Origin of the sequence: Polyangium sorediatum (genome assembly GCF_029946465.1) — a bacterium.
GTDB classification, from domain to species: domain Bacteria; phylum Myxococcota_A; class Polyangia; order Polyangiales; family Polyangiaceae; genus Polyangium; species Polyangium fumosum.
The window spans coordinates 1-21,191 of sequence record NZ_JARZHI010000009.1 but is presented as its reverse complement, the minus strand read 5'-3'; the positions used below and the strand labels follow the sequence as shown (position 1 = coordinate 21,191).

Below are 21,191 nucleotides of genomic sequence, written 5' to 3'. Positions count from 1 at the left end.
TCACGCGTTCCCGGGGCTCCCCTCGAGGACATCGTTGCATTGGATCGAGGAATGCTCTTCATGGCTCGTTTTCTCGCTTTCTCCACGTTCACGGGTCCGGCGGCACTTCCTCCGGCCCGAAGGGCGACGGTCACTGCATTCGACGCACGGCCGCGATGGAAGTTTTGGGGACCAGGCAAAAGTGAACGAAGGCTGAAATCGATCCGCGGGGGACGGGGGCCGAGCGCCCGGCTTGGTCCGGGGCGGGGCTCGTGGTAGCTGTGCCGGCTCGCGTGGACGGCCGGTGTTCCCGGGCGGACGCGGCATGTTTCGCCTTCGATGCGCTCTCGGCTCCTCCTCCCGCTCGTGCTCGCCGGCCTCGCCGGGCCCTCGGCCTGCCGCCCGCCGGCCGAACATGGCGTCGAGCAGCGCCCGCCTCCGCGCGCCGAGCCCTCCGCGCAGGCCCCCGCGATCCCTACCGACGCCGCGCCGGGCGCCGTCTGCACGCCCGGCGAGGGTCGATGCACCTCCGACGAGGTCGCGCTCGTTTGCCAGGGCGGCGAACGCTGGGTGGAGGAGCGCTGCGGCGAGGGGTCGACCTGCCTCGGCGCCGGCTGCGTCTTGCTCCGCGCCGAGGGACATCCGCCGGTCGGGCTCGCGCGGGAGGCGCTCCTCGCGCCTCAGGGGGAAGGCTGGCTCGACGCGTGGAGCGCCGTCGGTCCGCTCCCGGGTCCCTTGCCCGAGGGCGACGCGACGACGCCCCCCGACGCCGGCGCCCCGCCCGCCCCGCGCCCGCTCTGCGCGAAGGACGGCTACGTCGAGGTCCACGAGAAGGCCGATTCGAAAAAAGGCCCGAAGCCGCCCACCCATTTCGTCCTTTCGGGCCAGCTCGTCTCCGGCCGCGCCCAGCGCGTCCTCCTCGCCGCGGGTGTGTCTGGCCACGTGCGGATCTCCGTGGCCGGAAAACGAGTCCTCGACGCCACGCGCGAGGCCGATCCTGCACCCTTCCGCGACGAGACGCGGGTCCCGCTCGACCTCGATCGTGGCGTCCATCGAATCGTCGTCCAGGTCGAACAGCCGACCCCTGCGCCCACGGGCTTCTGGCTCCGCGCCCGCTCCCCTTCCGGCGGCCCAGCGCCCGACCTGCTCTTCGCCACGGCCCCCGAGGCCACGTGCACGCCGGCCGAGCTCCTGCGCGCCGAGATCCAGAAAAAGCCCACCGCCACGGGGTTCGACGTCTCCGTGCGGCCGGGCTGGATCGGCCTCGGCCCGCGCAACCTCGTGGATCTCCCCTACCGCGCGGAGCTCGCGTCCGAAAAAGGCCCGGCCCGCCCGCTGGTCGAGGGCGCCTTGCCCGCCGCCTCGCTCGGCGGCCCCGAAGGCGCGATTTCCCTCTCGATTCCCTTCGAAAAAACCGGGACGACCGACCTCCGGCTCCGCCTCGGCGTGGCGCCCGGGACCGAACAGAAGATCCCGCTCGTCTACCGCGGGGCTCTCCAAAAACGTGTCCTCGCGCTCGTGGACAAACGCGCGTCCATCGAAGGCTCCTCGGCCACCCGCGGCGAAAAAGACAGCTTGATGGCGCACATCGACGGCCTCGTCGAGAACCTCGCGCAAAACGATCCCGACATCTCCTGGATCAAGCGCCAGACCGAAGAAGCCGAGGCCCTCCTCGCCTCGCTCGAAAAAGGCGAGAGCCCGTATGCCGGCCGGTTCGGCATCCAGCGCCGCGCGTATCGCAGCCCGCTCGACGGCCGCCTCCAGCCCTACGTCCTTTTCGTCCCGCGGGCCTATCGCCCCGGGGGAAAACCGCTCCCGCTCGTCGTCGCTTCCCATGGGCTCGGCAATCGCCCCGAGATCGCGCTGCGGGTCGTCGCCGGCGAGGCGCCCGAGGCAGGCTTCAATGGGCTGCTCGAAGCGCGCCACTTCTCGGGCCTGCCCGATTTCGGCGCCTTCCTCGTCGCGCCTTGGCAATTCGGCAATGCGGGCCAGCGCCACCTCGGCGAGGACGACGTCCTCCGGGTCGTCGCCGAGCTGCGCGCCCATTTCCCCATCGACGAGCGCCGCATCTCCATCACCGGGTACTCCCTCGGCGGCACCGTCGCGTTTTACCTTCCCTTGCATTACCCGGACCTCTTCTCCGCCGCGGCCCCGCTCTGCGGATACCCGAACCTGCTCGGCTGGGAGAGCATCCGAAAAGCCCCGCACACGCCCTGGGAAAACGTCCTGCTCGCCAAACGGTACATCGTGAACTGGGCCGAGAATGGCCAGCACGTGCCGCTCTTCATCGTCCACGGCGGGAAGGACGATCCCACGCGCTCGCAGCTCGTCGCCGATCGGTATCGATCCCTTGGCTATCCCTACAAATTCGACGTCCAGGAGGACCTCGATCACAACGTATGGGATTACGGCTACGAGGACGGCGACATGATCGGATGGCTCAAATCGCACCGGCGGCCGAAGGCGCCCGAGCGCGTCCGGTTCGTCACGGGCGAGTGGCGGTACGATCGGGCGCATTGGGTGCGACTGCTCGGCATGGAGGCCGAGGACAAATTCGCCGAGATCGACGCGCGCCATTCAAAGGCGGACGGCGTCACGGTGAAGACCCGCAACGTGGAGTCGTTTGCCCTGGATCTATCGCAGCTCGCGCTGCGCGAAGGGGCGGGCGTGGCCGTGGACGGCGCGGCCATCGAGGGGCCTTTTGCGGCCGGGATGCTCTGGCTCGTCAAGAAGGACGGCGCGTTCGTCCGCGTGCCCGAGGAGCCTTCGCGCAAGGGGCGCAAGCGCGCGGGCGTCTCGGGCCCGCTCGACGACATCGATCGCCACGGCCGCCTCGTCGTCTACGGCACCCAGGATCCCGCGCAGATCGAGACGAACCGCCTCGTCGCCGAGCATTTCGCCTCCTTCGACACCTTCGCGGCCCGCTTCCCGGTGAAATCCGACGTCGAGATCACCGACGCCGAGATCGACGCGCGCAGCCTCGTCCTCATCGGAAACCCTCGTTCGAACCGCGTCACCGCGCTCTTCGAAAGCACGCTCCCCGTGCGCTTCGAGCCCTCCGCGCTCACGCTCCGCGGCAAGCGGCACGAGGGCGAGGACGTCGGCGTCTCCTTCCTTCATCCGCACCCGCGAAACCCGGACGAATACGTCGTCGTGCACGCGGGCGTGGGCTCCGCGGGCACGCTCGCGAGCCGCCACCTCCCGCGCTTCGCCCCCGATTTCGTCGTCTATGACGGCCGCATCACGGTGCAGCGGGGGGGCCACGTGCTCGACCGGCGCGTCGCGCTCGACGGCGGCTTCTTCGGCATCGACTGGAATTGAGATCGCTCCGCGTCGTTCAGGACGGGGCGATGAAAAAAAGAACGAGGGACCGGTTGGAGGCCCGGCCCCTCGTTGCAAGGTGTTTGTCGTGGCCGCTCGGATTACCGCTGCGCGACCCGCCGCGGGCGGAGCGTGTCCGTCGCGATGCGGAGCGGCTCGAGCGTCCCCTCGCCGAGGGCCGTGACGAAGTCGCCGTTCGCCGTGAGCACGGCTTCACCCGCGATCACGAAGCGCTCGCCGCCCTCGCCTTCCGCGACGAGCTGATCTTGCGGCACGATCCGGCCTTCGCGCAGCGACGCGTCGAGGACGCGCACGTCGGGCGAAGCGTTCGTCGCGCGCAACGTGACCCACGCGCTCACGGGCGTCGGCAGGGGCGCAAAGGACGTGTCGCCCGCGAGGCCCGCGTACACCCAGGGGGTGTCCTTGGCCATTCGCTTCCAGCCGGCGCCGTGCTCGTCTTGCACGTAAAACGCGCCGTGCGCCGCGTCCGCGATGAGCCGTCGCGTCTCGCCGTTCGCGCCCGTCGTCGTCACGTCGGCATACACGAGGCGGCCATCCGCGCCGAGCTCGGCGTATTCCATCACCTTCCTCGCAGCGACGTACGAAACGCCCGAGAGCGTCTCCGAGCCATCGGTGCGGACCGTGCGCTCGACACGAGCGCGAGGCACCGAGCCCGCGGAGAACACGTAGACATGGTCTCCTGCCAGGCCGGGCGCCTCCACGCACGCCTCCTCACGCGAGGAGGCGGCGTTCCCGCAGCCCGCCGAAAGCGAAGCCACGAGCGCCGAGAGAACCAGAGCGGAGAGGTGTTGCGTCTTCATGGCTCCCCTTATCGAGCGACGGGGGGCCGTTATTTCAAGACGTCGCGAATTTTTCTTTTTGCGCACGCGGCAAGGGGCCATGACGAACCCTTCCGCGATCCCGGTCACAGGCACTTGACGCGCGGCGTCGTCAGGCAGGCGGCGACGGAGGAGGGGCGGCGGGCGGCGGGGGCGCGGCGGCGGCGGGCTTGAGCAGGACGTTCGAGAAGAGGCCGTGCAGGCCCACGGCGAGCGCGTAGAGCGCCTCGCCCGCGATGAGGCCGCCGCCGACGAGCGACGTCGTGCTCATGTCCTCGGGCAGCTCGTCGCCCTTCGTTTGCTTCGCGGCCACGCTCTTCTGCCAGGTGTTGTACGCGGACGAACCCACGCCGCCGACCGCGAACCAGACGCAGACCATGAGCTCGACGAAGCCGCCGAACGACGAGGCGTACGGGCTCGGCAAGACGACCGCGTCCATCACGAAGCCCGCGGCAAACCCTTCCTTCGAGCCCTTCACGAAGTTCTTGTAGCGCTCGCTCGCGTGGAGGACCTTGCGGAGGACCTCGGTGCCGATGCCGATCGCGAGTCCGATCGCGAGCGCCTTCACCTTGTAGTCCGGCAGGTAGCCGATGTCCTGCAGCGCGCCGACGAACTTGAACGTCATCGCGCTCTGCCACTGCCCGACGTCGGCCTTCGGGTTCGCGAACGAGTTGATCGTCAGCACCGGGTAGGCCTTCATGAACGTCTGCGCGAGCACGACGCAGAGGACCGAGCCCATCAAGATGCCGATGCTCTGGTAGCGGAACTGCACCGTGCGGTTCGTGCCGAGGCGATACCCCGTCGAGCGATCCTGCTGCATGTCGCCCCCGACCGAGCACGCGACGAGCAGGATGCTCGCGCTCATGAGCCCGACGCGCGGATCCTTCAGGCCGAGGCCGCTCATGAGCAGCACCGCGATCACGAACGCGCTCGAGATCGGGTTCGAATCGCTGATGCCGAGCGAGATGCCGTTGATCAGCACGAACACGCTCGTCAGCAGGATGGCGAAGATCGTGAAGCCGAGTGGCTGCCCCATCACGAGCGTCGCCACGGCCACGAGCGCCGTCGCCCAGAAGACGATCCACGCGACGAGCCGCTTCGGGTTCACCTGCTTCCACGCGTCCTTCGCGTCGGTCTCCACGGGCTTGCCCGCTTGCGCGCGCACGCGCCGGACCGCCTCCACCGCGAGCAGCGCCATGTCGACGAGCGCCGCGCCGAGGATCATCGCGAGACCGATCAGGAAGCCGATCTTGCGGAAGCTCTCGCCCTCCTTGAGCCAGCCGATCGAGACGAGGTACGGCGTGAGCCCGTGGCCGAGGAGCCCCATCAAGATCGCGGGGATCGTGATGCGCGCGCCGACGACCATGCCCGCGCCGATCGTCGACGCCGAGATCGACGTGAGCCACGGGATCTTCGCCATGACCCACGCGCTCGCCGGCAGCTTCTCCGCGAGCGCCGCGAACACCACGCCCGCGCCCGTGCCGCCGCCGAGCTGCCCGATCGAGCGCTTGAGCAGGCGTTTGTCCGTGAGCGCGCGCAGGATGTTCGCGACCGCGTAGCCGCTCGGGAAATCGAGCTTCAAGCGGTCGACGAGGATCGGCGTGTACACCATGCCGAGGCCCACGCCGAACATGCCGATGCACATGAAGAAGAGCGCCAGGTGGTGCCACGGCGGCATCGGGATCCCGAGCCACGTCATCGCCTGGATGAGCACGCCCATGCCGGCCATGCCCGCGACGCTCGCGGCCATCGTCTGCATGTAGTTCGCGCCGTGTTTGCCCTCGGGCCCGTAGCCGTACGTGACCGCGCTGCCGAGGATCCCCGCGAGCACCTGCCCGCCGACGAAGAACCCGAGGCTGAAGTTCATGTACGCAGCGGCGATGCCGCCGAGCGGGCCGAGGATCAAGATCGCCACGGCCGAGAGAAGCGCGTGGTAGGCCGGCGTGTCGATCTTCGGGAGGAACGCGAACTTGGGGCGCGACGCCTCCTCGGCGGCGGCGGACGTCGGGGTTGTCATCGGGAACGGGATGCTAGCAGCACGGACGGGCGCGCCTAGCGCTGGATCGCGGCCCCCGTATGTCCGGGAAGACGCCGAGGCTCGGGGAGGCGGAGGAGAATCTGGACGAACCCCAACAGCCCGCTCGCCAGCGGGCGCGACCGACCCTATGGTCTCCGGGCCCGATGATCCCGACGCGATACCAGAACCTCGAGGAAGCCCGCGCGCGTTTCGGTGACCGCGTGGACCGTCTTGCGCCCTTCCTGCTCCGCGGCGATCCGCTGGCCGACGCCGTCATCGAGGAGATGGAAGGCGCGCCGGCCGGGCGAGGTTTTTCCCTCCTGGACAAGGCCCTCCGCGCCCCCGAACCACGTGGCCTCGACCTGCCCCCGGCCATGCGCGCCTACCTCGAATGGGCGTCCTACGTGCCGGCGTGGGTCGACTGGGACGCCGTCCGGCGCGGCGGCGAGCTGCTCTTGCGCTCGGGGGCCCTCGGGGGCGCGGTGCTCGGCACGTATTCGCTCGTGCTCGGGTATGCCTCACCCGGGGGCAACAAGCCGCTCGTCTTCTCGGGCCAGCTCGTCGAGCGCGCGCCGCGCCGCCTCGGCGAGACCTCGCGCTTCGTGCAAGCAACGGCGCAGCCGGGCGGGCTCCTTCGCACGGGCGAGGGATTCGCGATCACGCTGAAGGTGCGCCTCATGCACGCGAAGGTGCGGCAGATGCTCTCGCGATCGCCGAAATGGGACACGGCGACGTGGGGCCTGCCCGTGAACCAGCACGACATGGCCGGCACGTCGCTCCTCTTCTCGCTCGTGTTTCTCGAAGGGATCCGCGCGTTCGGCCTCGACATCGATCGCGACGAGTCCGAATGCTTCATGCACCTCTGGCGATATTCGGGGCACCTCATCGGCGTGGATCCCGAGCTCTTGCCGGCGAGCGAATTCGATGCGTGGAGCCTCGCGCACCTCATCCGGGCGACCGAGGGCCGGCCCGACGACGATTCACGCGCGCTCACGCACGCCCTCTTCGAATCCCCGCTCCGGCAGGCGAAGACCGCGGAGGAGCGGCGGCTCGGCGCGCTCCGGCGAAACGTCGGGATGGGTTTTTCGCGGGGGCTCCTGGGGGATGAGCTCGCCGATGCGCTCGGGATCGACCGCACGCCGTTCGTCGCGGCCTTTCACGCGCTCCGCGCGGTCACGCGGGTGGCCGAGCAGGCGCGCAAGCGCTCTCCCGCGGCGCATCAAAAGGCCATCGGCACGGGCGCGCGGTACTGGGAGATGGTGGTGAAGGAGGGGCTCGGGGGCGCCCCGGCGCATTTCGCGCCGCCAACGCGCCTCTCGCGCGCGGCCTGAGACAAACCGATTACTTGCGGCGGCGGCGCACCACGGACAGACCGAGCGCGGCCCCGAGCAGGCCGAGCACGGCCGTCGCTTCGCTGCCGCTCGACACGGCGCAGCTCGCGCTCGAGCTCCCGTTGCCTTTGCCGTCGCCGAGGTTGCCCCACCAGGAGCCGCCGTTCTCGCCGGGGATCTCCGAGCCCGGCTCGCAGGGCGGGTACTCGGGGCACTTGGGCGGCGTGCCGATCGCCTTCGTGGCCTGGAAGAAGTTCGAGACCGGATCCTGCAACGTCGCCGCGCCGAGCGCGAGATCCTTGTTGAGCGACGCCCGCGCGAGCTCCGTGTTGAGGCGCGTCACCCAGAGCTCGCTCTCGTTGATCCCACCGAACATCTTCTCCAGATCGGCCTGAAGCTCGTCATTCGCGGTCACGTAGCCGTCCTTCGGATCGCCATAACCGCTCTGATCCGGCAGGAAGCTCACGAGCTGCTCGAGCCGGCCGCGGATCTCCCACGGCGACGTGGGCTGCGCGTACTGGTTCAGCCAGTTCGCGTTGTTCGCGGCCTTGAACGCGTCGTCCTTCAGCGTGGTGTAATTCGAGGTGCCGAGGTCCCAGTTCCACACGATGTCGGCCGGCTTGATGTCGAACGACGCGAAGTTCTTCGTCTCGTAACGGCCCTCGGCGAAGACCCACAACGTCATCGGCGCGAAGGCGCCCGTGCCCGCGCCGACCATGCGCAGCGGCAGCGTGGTGCTCGCGCCGAGCGCGGTGATGCGGACGGGGCGCATCGAGCTCACGCCCTGGCCGGGGACGAGCTTCAGCGCGAGGAAGTCGAAACCCTCGCCCACGTAGGCGTCGATGATGGGCCCGATGTCGGCGTCGATGTTGTAGCCGTTCGTCGTGAGCCAGGTCTTGAGCGCGCCGGGATCCGACGAGGAGAGTTGTACGGTCTCGTAAGGCCCGACGACCTCCTGCGTGATGATGTCGACGCCGCCGCCGGCCGCGTCACCCCCCGAGCCGCCCGCGCCGCCCGCGCCGGAGCCGCTCCCCCAGCCCCAGCAGGAGGGCGGCGGTGGGCAGTTGAGAGGAGGCGCCGCGACCGACGTCGCCGTGCGCTCGCTGAGGACCGCAAAAACCGCGTCCGAGGACAAACCGACCTCGACCTGCCCCTTGATGGGCAGAATCCAGGCGAACGAGGTGGGATCACCCGAGTATTCGATCTGATCCCACAGGGTGGTCGACGTCTGCGAGACCGAAAAGATCATCCGGTGGCCGGTGACTTGCGTCGACTCGTCCTGCGGCGGGAAGCAGCCGCCACAGGCGGCAGCGTCGTGAGCGTCGGTCACGACGGCGGTGACGAGCGGGATCGAAAGGAAGAGGGCGTGGAGAAGCTTCATGCGTGGGACCTCCGGGCAGCCCTCGCGGGAAAGCACGCGCCATGCCTCTCCGATTCTTCGGCGTTTTGCATGATCCCGGCATCCGACCCGCGGCCCCCTCGGGCACATCCGGGCACACGTTGACACGATTGCGTGGAGGTTCTCCGCGACGCGCCTTCGTGGTAGTCAGGGCCCGAACGAGGAGCGAGATTGTCATGCGCGAACCTTTGGATCCCGTGCTCCGACCGATCGACATTTTTGCAGGCGCCCGTGACGCGTCGCGCCCCGAGGATCGCCTGCGCGAGGTGCGAAAACGCGCCGCGAGGCTCCACGAGGAGCTGCTCTCGGCGCCCCCGGTGCCCTGTTATCGATCCCGCTCGCTCGTGCGTGTCCCCTATCCGACGCGGTATGCCCTGCGCGACGCCTTCCGCGGCCCGACGCCGTTCGTGCACATCCTGAACCGCGTCTTCCTCGTGCAATTCCAGGCCGAAGGCCGGCTCCGCACCCTGCTCGCCTCGCCCTCCGACGTCCGCGCCAATGCCGAGACGCCGTTCTTCAAGCGCCTGAGCGGCACGTTCGGCCCCTTCAAGGAGCTCGGCCAGCGCATCATCGCGCCCGAGCTCGGCACCGTGGAGGCTTGCCTCGCCGAGGCGGGGCTTCTCCCGGAGGACATCGATTACATCACCTACGATCACATGCACACGCAGGACGTGCGCCGCTGGCTCGGCGCCCACGGGCGCTCCGGCTATTTTCCGCGCGCAAAGCTGCTCGTCATGCGAAAGGAATGGGAGAGCACGCTCGCGCTCCTTCCGCCGCAACGCGACTGGTATTGCCCGGGCGGGATCGACGGCGTCGATCCCTCGCGGATCGTCCTGCTCGACGGCGACACGAAGCTCGGCGAGAGCGTCGTGCTCATGGCGACGCCCGGCCATACCGAAGGGAACCATTCGATCGTGGTGCGTACGTCCGAGGGGATCTTCGTGACGAGCGAAAACGGCGTCGGCCCCGATGCGTACGCCCCGCGCGCCTCGCGGATCCCAGGGCTCCGCCGGTATGCCGAGGACACCGGGATGGAGGTCATCCTCAACGGCAACACGCTCGAACGCGGGCTCGACCAGTACATCTCGATGGTGCAGGAGAAAGAGGTCGCCGGACCGTCCCGGCAACATCCGGATTTCCCGGGCATGGTCAGCTCCTCGGAGCTCACCGCCTACGCCCTGTTCCCCGGCGTCACGCCCACGTTCTCGTTCGGCGATCTCACGCTGGGCAAACCCGCGCGGCCCCTCCGCGACGAACCCCAAACCCGCGCCGCCGGCGCGGCCGTCCTGGTCTAGGAGAATGACGATGAGCGTCCTGGTATTGACCGGCTCTGCAAGTGGGATCGGCGCGCACATGACGGGGGTCTTTGCGCGCCGCGGTGACACCGTCGTTGCGACCGACGTGGACCTCGCCGCCCTGGAGAAACGCGCCGCAGAAGGCGCGTGGGGGACGAACGTGCGTCTCGCCCGGCTCGACGTGCGCGAGGCCGCGGACTGGGAAGCGGCGCTCGATCTCGCCGAGCGGGAGGGCGGCGGGCTCGACGTCGTGATGAACATCGCGGGCGTGCTGAAGCCCGGCTGGGTCCCGGACCTCGGGCCCGCGGACGTCGATTTCCACCTCGACGTGAACGTAAAAGGCACGGTGCTCGGCACGCGCGCGGCCGCGGCGCGGATGATCGCGCGGGGACGCGGCGGGCACATCGTGAACATCGGCTCGCTCGCATCGCTCGCGCCCGTGCCGGGGCTCTCGCTTTATGCCGCGTCGAAATTCGCCGTGCGCGGATTCACGCTGGCCGCCGCCATGGAGCTTGGCCGCCACGACATCGCCGTGACGCTCGTCATGCCCGACGCCGTGCAGACGCCCATGCTCGATTTGCAGGTCGACCACGAGGAAGCCGCGATGACCTTCTCCGGCCCGCGCGCGCTCACCGTCGAGGACGTCGAGCGCGCGCTCCTCACCGAGGTGTTGCCGAAGCGCCCGCTCGAAATCACCTTGCCGCTCGGCCGAGGGATGCTGGCGCGCGCGGCGAACACGGCGCCGGCCGCTTCGCGCTGGCTCGAACCGATGCTCACCAAAAAAGGCCGCGAAGCCCAGGAGCGAATCAAGCAGGGGCGCTAGTCCATCCGGGCCTCTTCGCCCGCGGCGCAGGCGAAGCGCGCCAAAGGTCCCGGGCGAGCCAGGCGAGGACACGCGGATTCTGCCGCGCCTCCGTGAAATGGTACGGCACGCGGGCCTCGCCGAAGGGCACGTACACGCGCACCGGGACGCCGAACGTGCGCGCCTCCCGCAAGACCGGCCCGAACGGCCATCCGAGGAGCAATTCGAGCTCGCACGGCGTCCCGTTCGAGACGAGCCGCTGGAGCGCCTTCCGCACGAGCGGCGCGTCGTGCGAGGCCACCCCCACGTGCCGCGCTTTGCCCGCGAGCGCGTCGATCACGGAAAGAAAACCCGCCCGCGGATCGAGATCGGGCGCCGCCGGATCCGCCACCTGCCCCTTCACGACGCGCACGGGCACATTTCGCCGCGCCGCCCAGGCCGCGTCCCGTACGCTCCGCGCGAAGCGCCCGGGCAACGTGAATCCGATGGGCGTGCCCCCGCCCATGACGCTCTCCGCGAGCGCCCGCGTCTTCTCGACGGCCTCCGGCCGCTGCGCGTCGAAATGCACCCGCGCGGACGAGAGCGCCGCGCGCGCCACGATCTCCCCGACGAGATCCCGGGAGAACCCGAGCGCCGGAGCCTTGATCGCGAGGTAATGGTCTCCGTCCGCCTCCGCGAACGCCTCCAGCGTGGCGAGCGAGCGGTTCGCCACGATCCGCGGGGACGTCTTCTCCGCGTTCCAGTAACAAACGACGACGCCCATGCCCGCGTCCCAGAATCCGCGGCTCAACGAGAGGGCGTCCGTGATCCGCGGCCCCGCGATGTACGACCGCCCGGCGCGCCGCGCGATCGGCTCCCACGCCGCGAACGCGGCCTGTTTCAGACGTCGGACCGTGTCATCCATTGCCATTGCCTCCTCAATGTCCGGAGCACGCGCGCGGCCGCCTGGCGCGAGAGCGCCGACACGCTCGCGAGGCTCATCGGATACGCGCTGAGCGAAACCGTGGCGCGCTCCTCGCTCGTCCAGGGCTTGATCCACGGCGCGACGCCGCCGAGAAATTCGTACGTCGAGAGGTTCTCCGCCGCCGCGCGGCGCAAGCTCTCGCAGAGGAGCAAGATGCCCGGCGAGGCCTGCCGGAACGACTCGTCATAGCCGATCTTGAGCAGCCAATGACGTCCCGCGTGCTCGACCGCGAGCTGCATGGCCGCGCCCCGCCCGCCGATGCGGAGGAGCGCGACGCGCAGGATGCCACGCTGCGCGGCGGCGAGCGCGTACGTCCTGAAAAACGTGCCGACGACCGGGTCGAGCGACATCGCGGTGCCCTCGCGGCCCTTCCAGCCGGCGGCCTCGACCCGAAAGGCCTCGTCGAGGACCGCCGCCGCGGCCTCGGGCGAAGGCGAATGAAACGAATACACGACCTTGCCGAGGCGCTCGGCGTGCCGCTCGGCGCGGCGCAGATCCTGGCGCCTGCGAGGCGAGAGGTGGCGCTCGGGCTCGGCCCAGGAGGCGTCGAGCGAGAGGAACGGACACGGCTTCGCGGGGCCGACGCGGACGAGGCCGCGCCGGCGGTAGGCCTGATGGAAGGCCGCGATCGTGGGCGACGTGGCGAGCACGCGCGGCAGGTGCACCGGCCAAGGTCCGCGGGCGAGCGCCTGGCAAAGCGCCCCGAGCACCCGTGGCCCGCCGCGGGACAGATCCACGGGCTCGCCGAGCTCGATCGCCCCGGCGGGCATGAGCGAGGGCGAACGACCGCCATGATGGACGAGCGCCGCAATCCCGGTCGATTCGCGCGGCGACGTCGTCACGAGGACACGCAATCGATCAGATGCACCGCTCGCCGCGAGCCAGCTCTCCGTCCAGAGGCTTTGCTGCATCGGGGTGTCCTGGAGCGCGTCGAGCGCGGCCCACGTCTCCTGGATCTGCGAGAGCGCCCGTGCCCCCGCGAGGCGCTGCGTGGAAATCGCGGCGTGGCCGATTTCGTCCGCGCTCGCGGAAGGCTTCTGCCGTGGCTCGACCTCTCGCATTCCGTTTCCCTCGCGCTCTCGGGCCCCGTTGCCGGAGCTTGGACCGCCCCCCAGGGCCCCGCCACCTCACACGACCCGTGAAAACCCATGCAAATCCGCGCCCGGAGGGGCGGGTATCTGCGTCGAGCGCTCCCCTCGGATCCCGAGGTGTTTCCCTGCGCCGGCGGCGCGCCCGGGGCATTCACGCGCGGCGCGCGCTCTTCCAGGTTCTTCGGCCAATCCTTTGCATACGGGTTCCGGCGCGGCGCTCGCCGGGCATTTCTTTCTCGCCCGGCCCCGCGCCCCCGACCTACCGCCGCGACCTTACGCGTACGGCCTTACTCTTCGAAAAGGAGTCTCCCCCGTGAAAAGGATCCTCCAGCGCACGCTGCTGCTGCTCCTCGCCTCGCTCTCGCTCGTCACGACGGACGCCATGGCCGAACCGGAGGCGAGCGTCGAGGTCACCTCCGAGCCCGTCGCCCGGTGTGCGGGCGAAAATGCCGTCGTCTCGCTCCGCCTGCGCAACAAGAGCGGGCAGACCGTCGCGGTCCGCGCGAGCGCCGCGGTGATGGTCGCGTGCAGGGCCGAGGACGGCGAGGGGAAGGCGGACGAGAAGCGCGGCGATACCCTCGAAGTCGAGGAGCGGATCCCCGACAACGGCGGCCGCTCCGTCGCCTACACGCTCGTGCTGGAGGGGCGGATGGGCTGCAATGCGGAAGAGCGCGTGGCCGCGATCGATTTCGAGTCGGTGAAGCTCGAAATCGATGGGGAGGCCAGAGCCTTGCGCATGGAAGGGTGCAAAGGCTCCCGTTAATCGGTCGGTTCCGTGGGCGGCCCGCTGATCTGCTCGGTCGGGGGCACCCATGCCTCGGGGTTCGGGCCCTCCTCCAGCGCCGTCCCCTCGGAGAACGTCGGGCCGCCGGGGTACGAGCCCGCGCCGCCCTCCTCCCCCACGGACCCGCCCCGCACGCCGGGCACGCCCTCCTGCGTCCGCGGCTGCACGGTCCCGGCGTCGCCCCGATCAAAAGGCCAAGCTTGCTCCTTCCCCATGATGCCCTCCAGAGCGTCCTCATGGGGCCGGCGTGGACGAACCGCTAGCCGTCCGCCCTCGAGGAACGTCGAGCCCCGTCAAGCCCGCGAAGCCGACGGGGCCCGCGGGCCTGCGCCGGCGGGCGCGAGCGCCCCGAGCACGGCCCGCAGCCCTTCGATGACCTCGACCGAAGGCTCCCCCTCCCCGACCCGATACCCGCCCACGGGTTTTCCGTTCGTTTCACCCAGCCAAACCCAGGCGCGCTCGCCCGACGGCGCCTCGAACCCGAGCTCGGCGCGCCGCCCCTCCGGAAGGACGCGCACGTCCTTCCACGCGAGGGCGCCGAACGGCGCGCGCCGCCGCAAGAGCTGGATCCGCGCCCCCACGGACCGCAAAAGCGGCAGCGCCGCGTCCTCCCCGATCGGATGCACGAACGTGACGTGCCGGGACAACCGCTCCCCGATCGCGAGGATCCCCGCGCATGCCACCGCGTGATCCGCCGGCGCGCCCGTGATCCCCACGGCAAACCAATCCGTCGCCGCGATCCCCTCGCCTTCGGCCCGGGGCCTGAGCGTGACCACGAGGCTCTCGTCGCCTTCGAGCCGCACCTCGACCGCGCGCTCGCCGAGCTCCGTGAGCAGGGCACGCGAAAACGGCTTGGGCGGGACGAACCCGGCGAACGCCCGCGCGACGAGCGCCCGCGCGTGCACCGAAAAGAGTTTTCGGCCGGGATCGGCCTCGGCGAGGCGCTCGGGCGTCACGGGGACGAACTCCTCGTCGCCGTACATCTCCCGATAGGTCTCGAAGATGCCATTGCAGCGCGCGTCGAAGACACACGCCGCGCAGCCCGCGGGCTTCGATTTGTCCCGGCGTTTGACGAGGTACTTGTCCCAGGGCTTGCTGAGCGTCTTGTCCCCGTCGACGGCGATCGTCATCGTCTTTTCGCCGTCGTGGTGGATGAAGGGCGAAAGCTCGGGGGCGACGCAATACGGGAGGTTTCCGATGTTGACGTCGTACCCCTCGGGGAAGCCACGGACCATGCGCGTGAAGGGGCCGACGAGGCTCCGGTACCGCGGGATCATCGCCGCGAACTCCTCCTCCGTGCGCACGCCCGCGTCGAGCGGCCGCACCATGTCGAGGTGGAGCTGCGAGGCCCCGAGCGGCAAGAGGAGCTCCGGGAACACGTCCACCGATTCGTAGTTCGACTGGACGACACACATGTTCACGGTGAGCCGCTCGCCCCGCGCCTGCACGTGCCGCATCGACTGCACGATGCGGGCGAACGATCCGTCTTTGCGCGTCGTGCGCTCGTGGGCCTCCTCGGTCGCGCCCTGGATCGAGAAACGGAACGTGAAATTCCCGCCGGTCGCGAGGATCTCGTCCACGAACGCGGCGCGGGCGGTCTTCACGCCGTTCGTGAAGATCACGATCTCCTCGAAGCCGAGCGCGACGCTCTCGCGCACCACGTCGAGGAACGCAGGCTGGAGCGTGGGCTCGCCGCCGAGCAGCGTGATCTTCGCGTGCCCGGCGGCGCGCGCGGCCCGGATCTGCTCCAGGATCGGCGCGAGCGGCAGGGGCCTCGCGCGGCCGAGCGCCGTCTCCTGGCCGCTGACGCAGAAGACGCAACGGTTGTTGCACATGTGGCCGAGCTGAATTTCGACCTGCGCCTTCGGCTCCATCGGCTGAGGATTCTACAACAAAACGAAACCCCGCCACACACGACGTGCAGGCGGGGTCTGGTTCGCTCGCGCGGAGCCGTCCTCTACGCCGCCTTCCTCTCCCACACGCGCATGTTGAGCTGATCCTTGATCCACGCGAGGTGACGTTGCTCGTCGGAGAAGTTTCTCTCGAGCAGCGAGCGCACCTCCGTCGGCAGGTCGGCCACGTTGAGCGCCGTCTCGTACGTGCGGTTCGTCAGCTCCTCGTTCCCCCGCATCGCGAGCAGCGCGCTGTGATCGCCCTGCGCCGTGATGGCCGTGAAGCCCTCGATCAGGAACCCGGCCCAGGACGTCTCCACCTCCGGCTCGCCGCCGCAGGCCCGCACCTGCTGCGAGAGATCCCGGATGTGCCGCTGATGGTCCTCCTGGAACCGCACGAGGTTGCTCCGAAGGTCCTCCATCGTGCAGGCGTCGATCGCCTGCTTGTATGCGTGCACCGCGTCCACGTCGAGCTTGATCAGTTTGTTCAGCTTTTCGCACACTTCGCGGTTATCCATGGAAAACTGCCTCCTCAAGGCCCTTCCAGGCTCGGCCTATCCATGGGGGACGAATGTGCGCGACGTCGAGCCCCCGCGGCGGGAAGCTTTCGCCCGCGGCGTGCAGCGTCTGCTCGCCCGACAAACGCATTCGGTCGAGGACGCAATGAACGCCACGCTTCTTGCAAGCGCTGCAGGACGGACGGCGACCACTTCTCGATCCATCCATCACGGAGGAACCGAACGGGGAGGAGTATCGTGGCACTCGACCTCACGAAGGAAAAAGGCGTCGCCCTCGACGCCCAGGAAGACTTCACCTGGCGCGACATGGTGCGCGAGCCGATCAGCAAGCTGAACGACGACGCGTTCACGCGCCTGCGTATCATCCTCATGAACGGCTTGGAGATGGAGGCGAACCGCTTCCAGCACGCCTTCGCCCGCATGAACGCGCCGATGCGCGCCGATCTCGCGCGCGTCCGGCGCATCGAGACGCACCAGCAGGTGCTCGTGAACTGGCTCCTGCCGGCGGATCAATCGCCGCTCGAGACCACGATCGCCTACGAGCAGGTCGCCATCGAGGTGACCGCGAGCCTCGCGCGCCTCGAGCCCGATCCGTACATCGCGCAGGTCCTGCGCTTCGGGCTCCTCGAAGACTTCGACCACCTCTATCGTTATTCGGCGCTGCTCGATCGGCTCGAAGGCAAGGACGCGAACGCCATCCTGCAATCGTACACCGACGTCTTGCCAGGCCGGCCCACGGTGGTCGAGCACCGCCACCCGCTGGACGATCTGCGCGAGCCCTACGATCGCACGACGGCCGCGCCGATCACGAAGCTCGTGTCGCTGACGATCCTGGCGGGCGAGCAGCAGACGCTGAACTATTACCAGAACATCGGCCCGCTCTTCTCCGACCCGGTGGCGCGCCTGCTCTACGCGGAGATCGCGCACATCGAGGAGCAACACGTCACGCAATACGAGGCGATCATCGACCCGAACGAGACGTGGATGGAGAAATGGCTGCTGCACGAGTGCACGGAGGTCTGGAACTACCTCGCCTGCATGGAGCAAGAGTCGAACGCGCGGCTCAAGGCGATCTGGGAGCGCATGGTGGCCTATGAGCTCGGCCACCTGAACCACGTGATGGACCTCTTCCGGCGCGTCGAGAACCGCGATCCCTTCGAGATCATCCCGACGAGCCTGCCGGAGCGCATCAAGTACATGAGCCACCGCGACGATGTGCGGCAGGTGCTGAAAAACGAGGTCCACCTGCGCAGCGTGGGGACGCAGTTCGTCCCGGTGGGCCAGGTGCCCCCGGATTCCCCCTCGATCGCCTACAACCGGCAGATCAATTCCGCGGGTTCGCCCAGCCAAACTGTCGCGGCGGGTTACGTGTACACGCCCGGGACCGAGCTCGTGAAGAAGGCGGCCTGAAGGGAGCTTGGAGGAGAGACCATGAAAGAGCCGACCGAACTCGGAATGAACCGGACGGGGATCGGGACGAGCCCCCTCGATTCGAAGGAGCTCATCGAGGCCGCCGAGGCCACGGTGCCGAGCGCGGAGGGCGACGAATCGGGCATCACGAGCCTCCGGATGTCGTACATCAGCGAATCCGGCATCCTCGGCACGATGCCGCCGCCCTCGACCGTGAAGGGCGCGGTGAAATCGGTGCTCGAAGGCCTCAGCGCCAAGAACCCGGCCGTGTTCCTGGACAAGCTTGCCGAGCGCCTGCAATTCGAGCGGACCGGGACGCGGATGTACGAGAGCGTGCTCGCGAAGTTCGACGCGCTCGGGGGCTTCGACGGCGGGCCGTCCCGCGAGACGCTCCTCGAGTTCCACGACGAGGAGCTCAGGCATTTCCACGTGCTGCGGAGCGCGCTCGAGAGCATGGGCGCCGATCCGACGGCGCTCACGCCCTCGGCCGACATCGCCGCGGTGGAGGCGTCGGGCCTCGTGCAGGTGCTGAACGATCCGCGCACGACGCTGCCGCAGTCGCTCCACGCGCTCCTCGTCGCGGAGCTCGCCGATACCGAGGGCTGGGACATGCTGATCGAGCTGGCGACGAGCCTGGGGCACGAGGCGATGGCGGACGATTTCCGCGACGCGATGCGCGCCGAGGAAAAACACCTCGCGCACGTGCGTCAATGGGTCGCGAACCACGTCATGCAGGACGCGGAAGGGACAATGGAACAGGCGGCCTGACGGAGAGGCCGATCAGAACGGGAGCGGGGGCGACGTCACGAAAAAGGCCGGCGAGAGCTGGCCCGGCGGGATGTCCCCCTGCCCCGGATCTTTTTCGGTCGTGAGGGCATACGCGGCCCCGCCGGCGGCGCCGCCCACGACGACCACGCCGATCGTGGTCCAGAACCACCAACGCGCATAAATCGGCGGCGGACGCTGGAGGACGAGCGCGACCGTGCGTTCGCCGCCGGCGGTCACGATGACGCTGGTCTCGTAATCGAGGTAGTCCGGGTGCCGCGCGGCGACCTTGTGTGTCCCCGGCTCGACGAGCGTCTCGAGCGGCGCCTGCCCCGCGCCCTTGCCGTCGACGAGCACGTTGACGCCTGTCTTCGGCGCCGTCACGAGGAGCTTGCCGACCTTGGCCTTGCTCTGGAGCTGCGCGTCGATGACGTAGGCGCCGCCGCCGGGCAGCTCGACGTGGGTCCGATACGGAAAATACCCTTCCGCCTCGACGAGCACGTCGGCCGGGCCGGCCTTGAGCGCGAGCGGTTTGTCGAGAGGCGACATGCCGGCGACGACGTCACGCACGAGGATACGCGCGCCTTCGACGTTCACCTTCACCGTGAGGCGCGAGAGACGTTTTTCGAGGTTCGTGATCCGGTCGTTCAGGCCCGGGACCTTGGCGAGCAGCTCGGCGGGCGCCTGCGCGCGGAACGCCGTGAGCTTTTCGAGCGCCTCGGGCAAACGATCGAGCGCTTCGAGGGCCCGGCCCATGTTGTAAAGCAGCGCCGGCTCGGGGTTCAGCGCGTAGGCCTCGGTATAGGCCGCGAGCGCGTCGAGGGGGCGGAGCTTGTCCATCGCCTTGTCGCCCTCGGCCTTGCGCTCCTTGGCGCGCGCCACGAGCGCGGGATCCTGAGCCGCGGGCGCAGGCGGGGCCGCTTGGGGCTCGGCGGCGAGGGCGGCCTCGGCGAACGTCGTGGCGAGCACGACGAGGAGGACGTGGGAAAGGCCAGCGCGGAGGCGATTTCGGCTCATGGCGCGATCCTAGAGGTGGGTCGGATCCTCCGCCGGGGGCGGAGGTGGCTTGGGAGGCGTGGGCGTGGGCGTGGGCGGAGGCGCGGCCGTGGCCGTCGCGGGCACCGGCGGCGCGGACGTCGGCTCTTTTTTCGGCCCCGTTCCCACAGCGGCGGGCGCCGTGGGAACGGGCGTGGGAACGGGCGCGGCCACGGGCACGATCGTCGGCTCGGCCGCGGCCGCCGGCGTCGCGGCGGGCGGAGGCGTGAGGGCAGGCTCTGCCGTCGGATTCGTCGCGGCCGTTTCCCCGGCCGGATCCGCCGGTTTTTTCGTCTGCGAGGCGAGCACGACCAGGAACACCGCCACCACCACCGCCGCAAGGCCCGCCGAGACGAACATCAATCGCCGGTTCGACATCGGCGCGCGGGGCGCGACGGCCAGCGCCTTCGTATTGAGCAACGTCCGCGGCGCGGCGCCGCCCGGGCCAAACGGCAGGAGCGCGGCCATGAAGGTATCGACGTCGGGCCACCGATCGTCGGTGCGCTTCGCGAGCGCCTTCATCACCACGTCCGCGAGCTTCTGCGGCAGATCCGGCCGGAGCTCGCGCAGAGGTTTGGGCTCGTCCGCGATGATCGCCGCGAGCGAAGCCGTCGCGCTCCCCTCGTCGAAGGGCCCCCGTCCGCCGAGCAGCTCGTACAGCACCACGCCGAGCGACCAGATGTCCGCCCGCCCGTCGACGTTTTTCGTGGACCGCACCTGCTCGGGGGACATGTATTGCGGCGTGCCGAAGGCGGCCGTCGTGGCCGTCTGCGCGGCGTCGTCCCGTTTGTCGAGGACCTTCGAAATGCCGAAATCGAGCACCTTGACGATACGCCGCGGGCCCTCCTGACACAGGTACAGGTTCCCCGGCTTGATGTCGCGATGCACGACGCCCATGCGATGCGCCTGCGAGAGCGCTTCACACGCGGCGAGGATGTGGCCGACGGCCTCCGGATACGGCAAGGGGCCACGAATCGCGAGCTCCTGGCCGAGATCCCAGCCCTGGAGCATCTCCATCACCATCATGGGGCTGCCGTCCGGGAGGTTGTCGACGTCGTAGACACGCACCACGTGGGGCCCCTGGATCAGGGCCGCCGCGCGCGCCTCGCGCTCGAAGCGCGCCTTCACGTCGGGCAGCGCGCGCGCGTCGGGGCGCAGGAGCTTGATGGCCACCGGCTGCTCGGTGCGCTGGTGCCGCGCCTGCAGGACGATCCCCATGCCGCCCTGACCGAGGACGGACTCGACGACGTACTTGCCGGCGAGCACCGTGCCCGGCGCGGGCGCGCCCTCGGGCGAGGCCGGATCCCGGGAGACGGGTTCGGTCACGGGCGCAGCTTACGCGTGAGCGCGTCCAGTGTGAAGAGGCGAACGCGGTGCAGGGTCGTCGTCTTCCGCCTCGGCGGCGGCAGGGCCCCGTTGTCCCGGATGGTGCTGCCCGAGCAGGTCGGCACAGGGACAGGCATGCCGCCGCCCTGACCGCCCGCTCCCCCGGAGCCGGGAGGGCATTCGTTGCCTCCCATACCGCCGGTTCCGCCGCCCATGCCGCCGGTTCCACTGGCGCCGCCCGTGCCGCCGGTTCCGCCCGTTCCCGTCGCGCCGGCTCCGCCGCCGGTTCCGCCGCCCGTGCCGCCGGTTCCGCCCGTTCCCGTCGCGCCGGCTCCGCCGCCGGTTCCGCCGCTCATGCCGCCCATGCCGCCGGCTCCGCCGCCGCTGCCGCCAGCTCCGCCGCCGCTGCCGCCAGCTCCGCCG

17 protein-coding genes and 1 pseudogene are annotated in these 21,191 nt (G+C 69.7%); 7 read left to right on the top strand and 11 right to left on the bottom strand.

Translation table 11 applies throughout. The annotated features are described in order from the left end of the window. Nucleotides 1–318 precede the first annotated feature (318 nt). Nucleotides 319–3,300: a carboxylesterase family protein gene (locus QHF89_RS13185; RefSeq protein WP_136972630.1), complete on the top strand. Its 2,982-nt coding sequence runs from the start codon at nt 319–321 to the stop codon at nt 3,298–3,300. 101 nt (nt 3,301–3,401) lie between these two features. Here QHF89_RS13185 and QHF89_RS13180 read toward each other — a convergent pair whose 3' ends face one another. Both QHF89_RS13180 and QHF89_RS13175 read right to left on the bottom strand, forming a co-directional pair. Continuing rightward, nucleotides 3,402–4,121, bottom strand: coding sequence for a hypothetical protein (locus QHF89_RS13180; protein WP_136972631.1), 720 nt, complete (start codon nt 4,119–4,121; stop codon nt 3,402–3,404). Between the two features lie 130 nt (nt 4,122–4,251). Continuing rightward, complete coding sequence (locus QHF89_RS13175; protein ID WP_136972632.1) at nt 4,252–6,156, bottom strand: OPT/YSL family transporter; 1,905 nt, start codon at nt 6,154–6,156, stop codon at nt 4,252–4,254. A 164-nt stretch (nt 6,157–6,320) separates the two neighbouring features. On the opposite strand from QHF89_RS13175, the gene QHF89_RS13170 reads away from it, so the two are divergent. Next, entirely contained in the window at nt 6,321–7,487 is a 1,167-nt protein-coding gene (locus tag QHF89_RS13170) for an oxygenase MpaB family protein (protein WP_136931370.1), read from the top strand. Nucleotides 7,488–7,497: 10 nt separating this feature from the next. Here the strand turns inward: QHF89_RS13170 and QHF89_RS13165 are convergent, their stop codons facing one another. Next, complete coding sequence (locus QHF89_RS13165) at nt 7,498–8,868, bottom strand: DUF2330 domain-containing protein (protein WP_284720437.1); 1,371 nt, start codon at nt 8,866–8,868, stop codon at nt 7,498–7,500. Nucleotides 8,869–9,062: 194 nt separating this feature from the next. On the opposite strand from QHF89_RS13165, the gene QHF89_RS13160 reads away from it, so the two are divergent. Together QHF89_RS13160 and QHF89_RS13155 are read left to right on the top strand one after the other, a co-directional pair. Next, a complete protein-coding gene (locus tag QHF89_RS13160) occupies nt 9,063–10,181 on the top strand; it encodes an MBL fold metallo-hydrolase (RefSeq protein ID WP_136972634.1) in 1,119 nt (372 codons plus the stop codon). 10 nt (nt 10,182–10,191) lie between these two features. Next, nucleotides 10,192–11,004 carry an SDR family oxidoreductase gene (locus QHF89_RS13155; RefSeq protein ID WP_284720436.1) on the top strand — a complete coding sequence of 271 codons (813 nt, stop codon included), beginning with the start codon at nt 10,192–10,194 and terminating at the stop codon, nt 11,002–11,004. On the opposite strand, the gene QHF89_RS13150 is transcribed toward QHF89_RS13155, so the two are convergent. After that, nucleotides 10,988–11,887, bottom strand: coding sequence for a hypothetical protein (locus tag QHF89_RS13150; RefSeq protein ID WP_136972636.1), 900 nt, complete (start codon nt 11,885–11,887; stop codon nt 10,988–10,990). The two genes, QHF89_RS13155 and QHF89_RS13150, sit on opposite strands and share 17 nt — an antisense overlap. Then, nucleotides 11,863–13,008, bottom strand: coding sequence for a GNAT family N-acetyltransferase (locus tag QHF89_RS13145; protein WP_136972637.1), 1,146 nt, complete (start codon nt 13,006–13,008; stop codon nt 11,863–11,865). The genes QHF89_RS13150 and QHF89_RS13145 overlap by 25 nt, the downstream gene beginning before the upstream one ends. A gap of 343 nt (nt 13,009–13,351) precedes the next feature. Between QHF89_RS13145 and QHF89_RS13140 the strand changes: the two genes are divergently transcribed. After that, on the top strand, nt 13,352–13,801 hold the full coding sequence (locus QHF89_RS13140) for a hypothetical protein (protein ID WP_136972638.1): 450 nt from the start codon (nt 13,352–13,354) through the stop codon (nt 13,799–13,801). On the opposite strand, the gene QHF89_RS13135 is transcribed toward QHF89_RS13140, so the two are convergent. The 3 genes from QHF89_RS13135 to QHF89_RS13125 form a co-directional block, all read right to left on the bottom strand. Then, a complete protein-coding gene (locus QHF89_RS13135) occupies nt 13,798–14,037 on the bottom strand; it encodes a hypothetical protein (RefSeq protein WP_136931377.1) in 240 nt (79 codons plus the stop codon). The two genes, QHF89_RS13140 and QHF89_RS13135, sit on opposite strands and share 4 nt — an antisense overlap. Before the next feature lie 78 nt (nt 14,038–14,115). Next, nucleotides 14,116–15,696, bottom strand: a complete 1,581-nt coding sequence (locus QHF89_RS13130; protein WP_136972639.1) for a radical SAM protein — start codon at nt 15,694–15,696, stop codon at nt 14,116–14,118. A gap of 83 nt (nt 15,697–15,779) precedes the next feature. Continuing rightward, nucleotides 15,780–16,232, bottom strand: a complete 453-nt coding sequence (locus tag QHF89_RS13125) for a PA2169 family four-helix-bundle protein (RefSeq protein ID WP_136972640.1) — start codon at nt 16,230–16,232, stop codon at nt 15,780–15,782. Between the two features lie 237 nt (nt 16,233–16,469). Between QHF89_RS13125 and QHF89_RS13120 the strand changes: the two genes are divergently transcribed. Both QHF89_RS13120 and QHF89_RS13115 read left to right on the top strand, forming a co-directional pair. Further along, on the top strand, nt 16,470–17,642 hold the full coding sequence (locus tag QHF89_RS13120) for a hypothetical protein (protein WP_136972641.1): 1,173 nt from the start codon (nt 16,470–16,472) through the stop codon (nt 17,640–17,642). 21 nt (nt 17,643–17,663) lie between these two features. Further along, on the top strand, nt 17,664–18,410 hold the full coding sequence (locus QHF89_RS13115) for a ferritin-like domain-containing protein (RefSeq protein WP_136972642.1): 747 nt from the start codon (nt 17,664–17,666) through the stop codon (nt 18,408–18,410). A gap of 12 nt (nt 18,411–18,422) precedes the next feature. On the opposite strand, the gene QHF89_RS13110 is transcribed toward QHF89_RS13115, so the two are convergent. The 3 genes and pseudogenes from QHF89_RS13110 to QHF89_RS13100 all read right to left on the bottom strand — a co-directional run. Then, nucleotides 18,423–19,424: a PEGA domain-containing protein gene (locus QHF89_RS13110; RefSeq protein ID WP_136972643.1), complete on the bottom strand. Its 1,002-nt coding sequence runs from the start codon at nt 19,422–19,424 to the stop codon at nt 18,423–18,425. Between the two features lie 9 nt (nt 19,425–19,433). Continuing rightward, complete coding sequence (locus QHF89_RS13105) at nt 19,434–20,768, bottom strand: serine/threonine-protein kinase (RefSeq protein ID WP_136972644.1); 1,335 nt, start codon at nt 20,766–20,768, stop codon at nt 19,434–19,436. Further along, a pseudogene (locus tag QHF89_RS13100) lies at nt 20,765–21,191 on the bottom strand (hypothetical protein); the annotation flags it as partial. The gene QHF89_RS13105 and the pseudogene QHF89_RS13100, both read right to left, overlap by 4 nt.

Bases quoted from the DNA above. Each gene is read 5' to 3' on its own strand.
- QHF89_RS13185 (WP_136972630.1), top strand. From the start codon at position 319: ATGCGCTCTCGGCTCCTCCTCCCGCTCGTGCTCGCCGGCCTCGCCGGG.
- QHF89_RS13110 (WP_136972643.1), bottom strand. From the start codon at position 19,424: ATGAGCCGAAATCGCCTCCGCGCTGGCCTTTCCCACGTCCTCCTCGTC.
- QHF89_RS13135 (WP_136931377.1), bottom strand. From the start codon at position 14,037: ATGGGGAAGGAGCAAGCTTGGCCTTTTGATCGGGGCGACGCCGGGACC.
- QHF89_RS13145 (WP_136972637.1), bottom strand. From the start codon at position 13,008: ATGCGAGAGGTCGAGCCACGGCAGAAGCCTTCCGCGAGCGCGGACGAA.
- QHF89_RS13175 (WP_136972632.1), bottom strand. From the start codon at position 6,156: ATGACAACCCCGACGTCCGCCGCCGCCGAGGAGGCGTCGCGCCCCAAG.
- QHF89_RS13125 (WP_136972640.1), bottom strand. From the start codon at position 16,232: ATGGATAACCGCGAAGTGTGCGAAAAGCTGAACAAACTGATCAAGCTC.
- QHF89_RS13160 (WP_136972634.1), top strand. From the start codon at position 9,063: ATGCGCGAACCTTTGGATCCCGTGCTCCGACCGATCGACATTTTTGCA.
- QHF89_RS13180 (WP_136972631.1), bottom strand. From the start codon at position 4,121: ATGAAGACGCAACACCTCTCCGCTCTGGTTCTCTCGGCGCTCGTGGCT.
- QHF89_RS13130 (WP_136972639.1), bottom strand. From the start codon at position 15,696: ATGGAGCCGAAGGCGCAGGTCGAAATTCAGCTCGGCCACATGTGCAAC.
- QHF89_RS13165 (WP_284720437.1), bottom strand. From the start codon at position 8,868: ATGAAGCTTCTCCACGCCCTCTTCCTTTCGATCCCGCTCGTCACCGCC.
- QHF89_RS13170 (WP_136931370.1), top strand. From the start codon at position 6,321: ATGATCCCGACGCGATACCAGAACCTCGAGGAAGCCCGCGCGCGTTTC.
- QHF89_RS13150 (WP_136972636.1), bottom strand. From the start codon at position 11,887: ATGGATGACACGGTCCGACGTCTGAAACAGGCCGCGTTCGCGGCGTGG.
- QHF89_RS13115 (WP_136972642.1), top strand. From the start codon at position 17,664: ATGAAAGAGCCGACCGAACTCGGAATGAACCGGACGGGGATCGGGACG.
- QHF89_RS13155 (WP_284720436.1), top strand. From the start codon at position 10,192: ATGAGCGTCCTGGTATTGACCGGCTCTGCAAGTGGGATCGGCGCGCAC.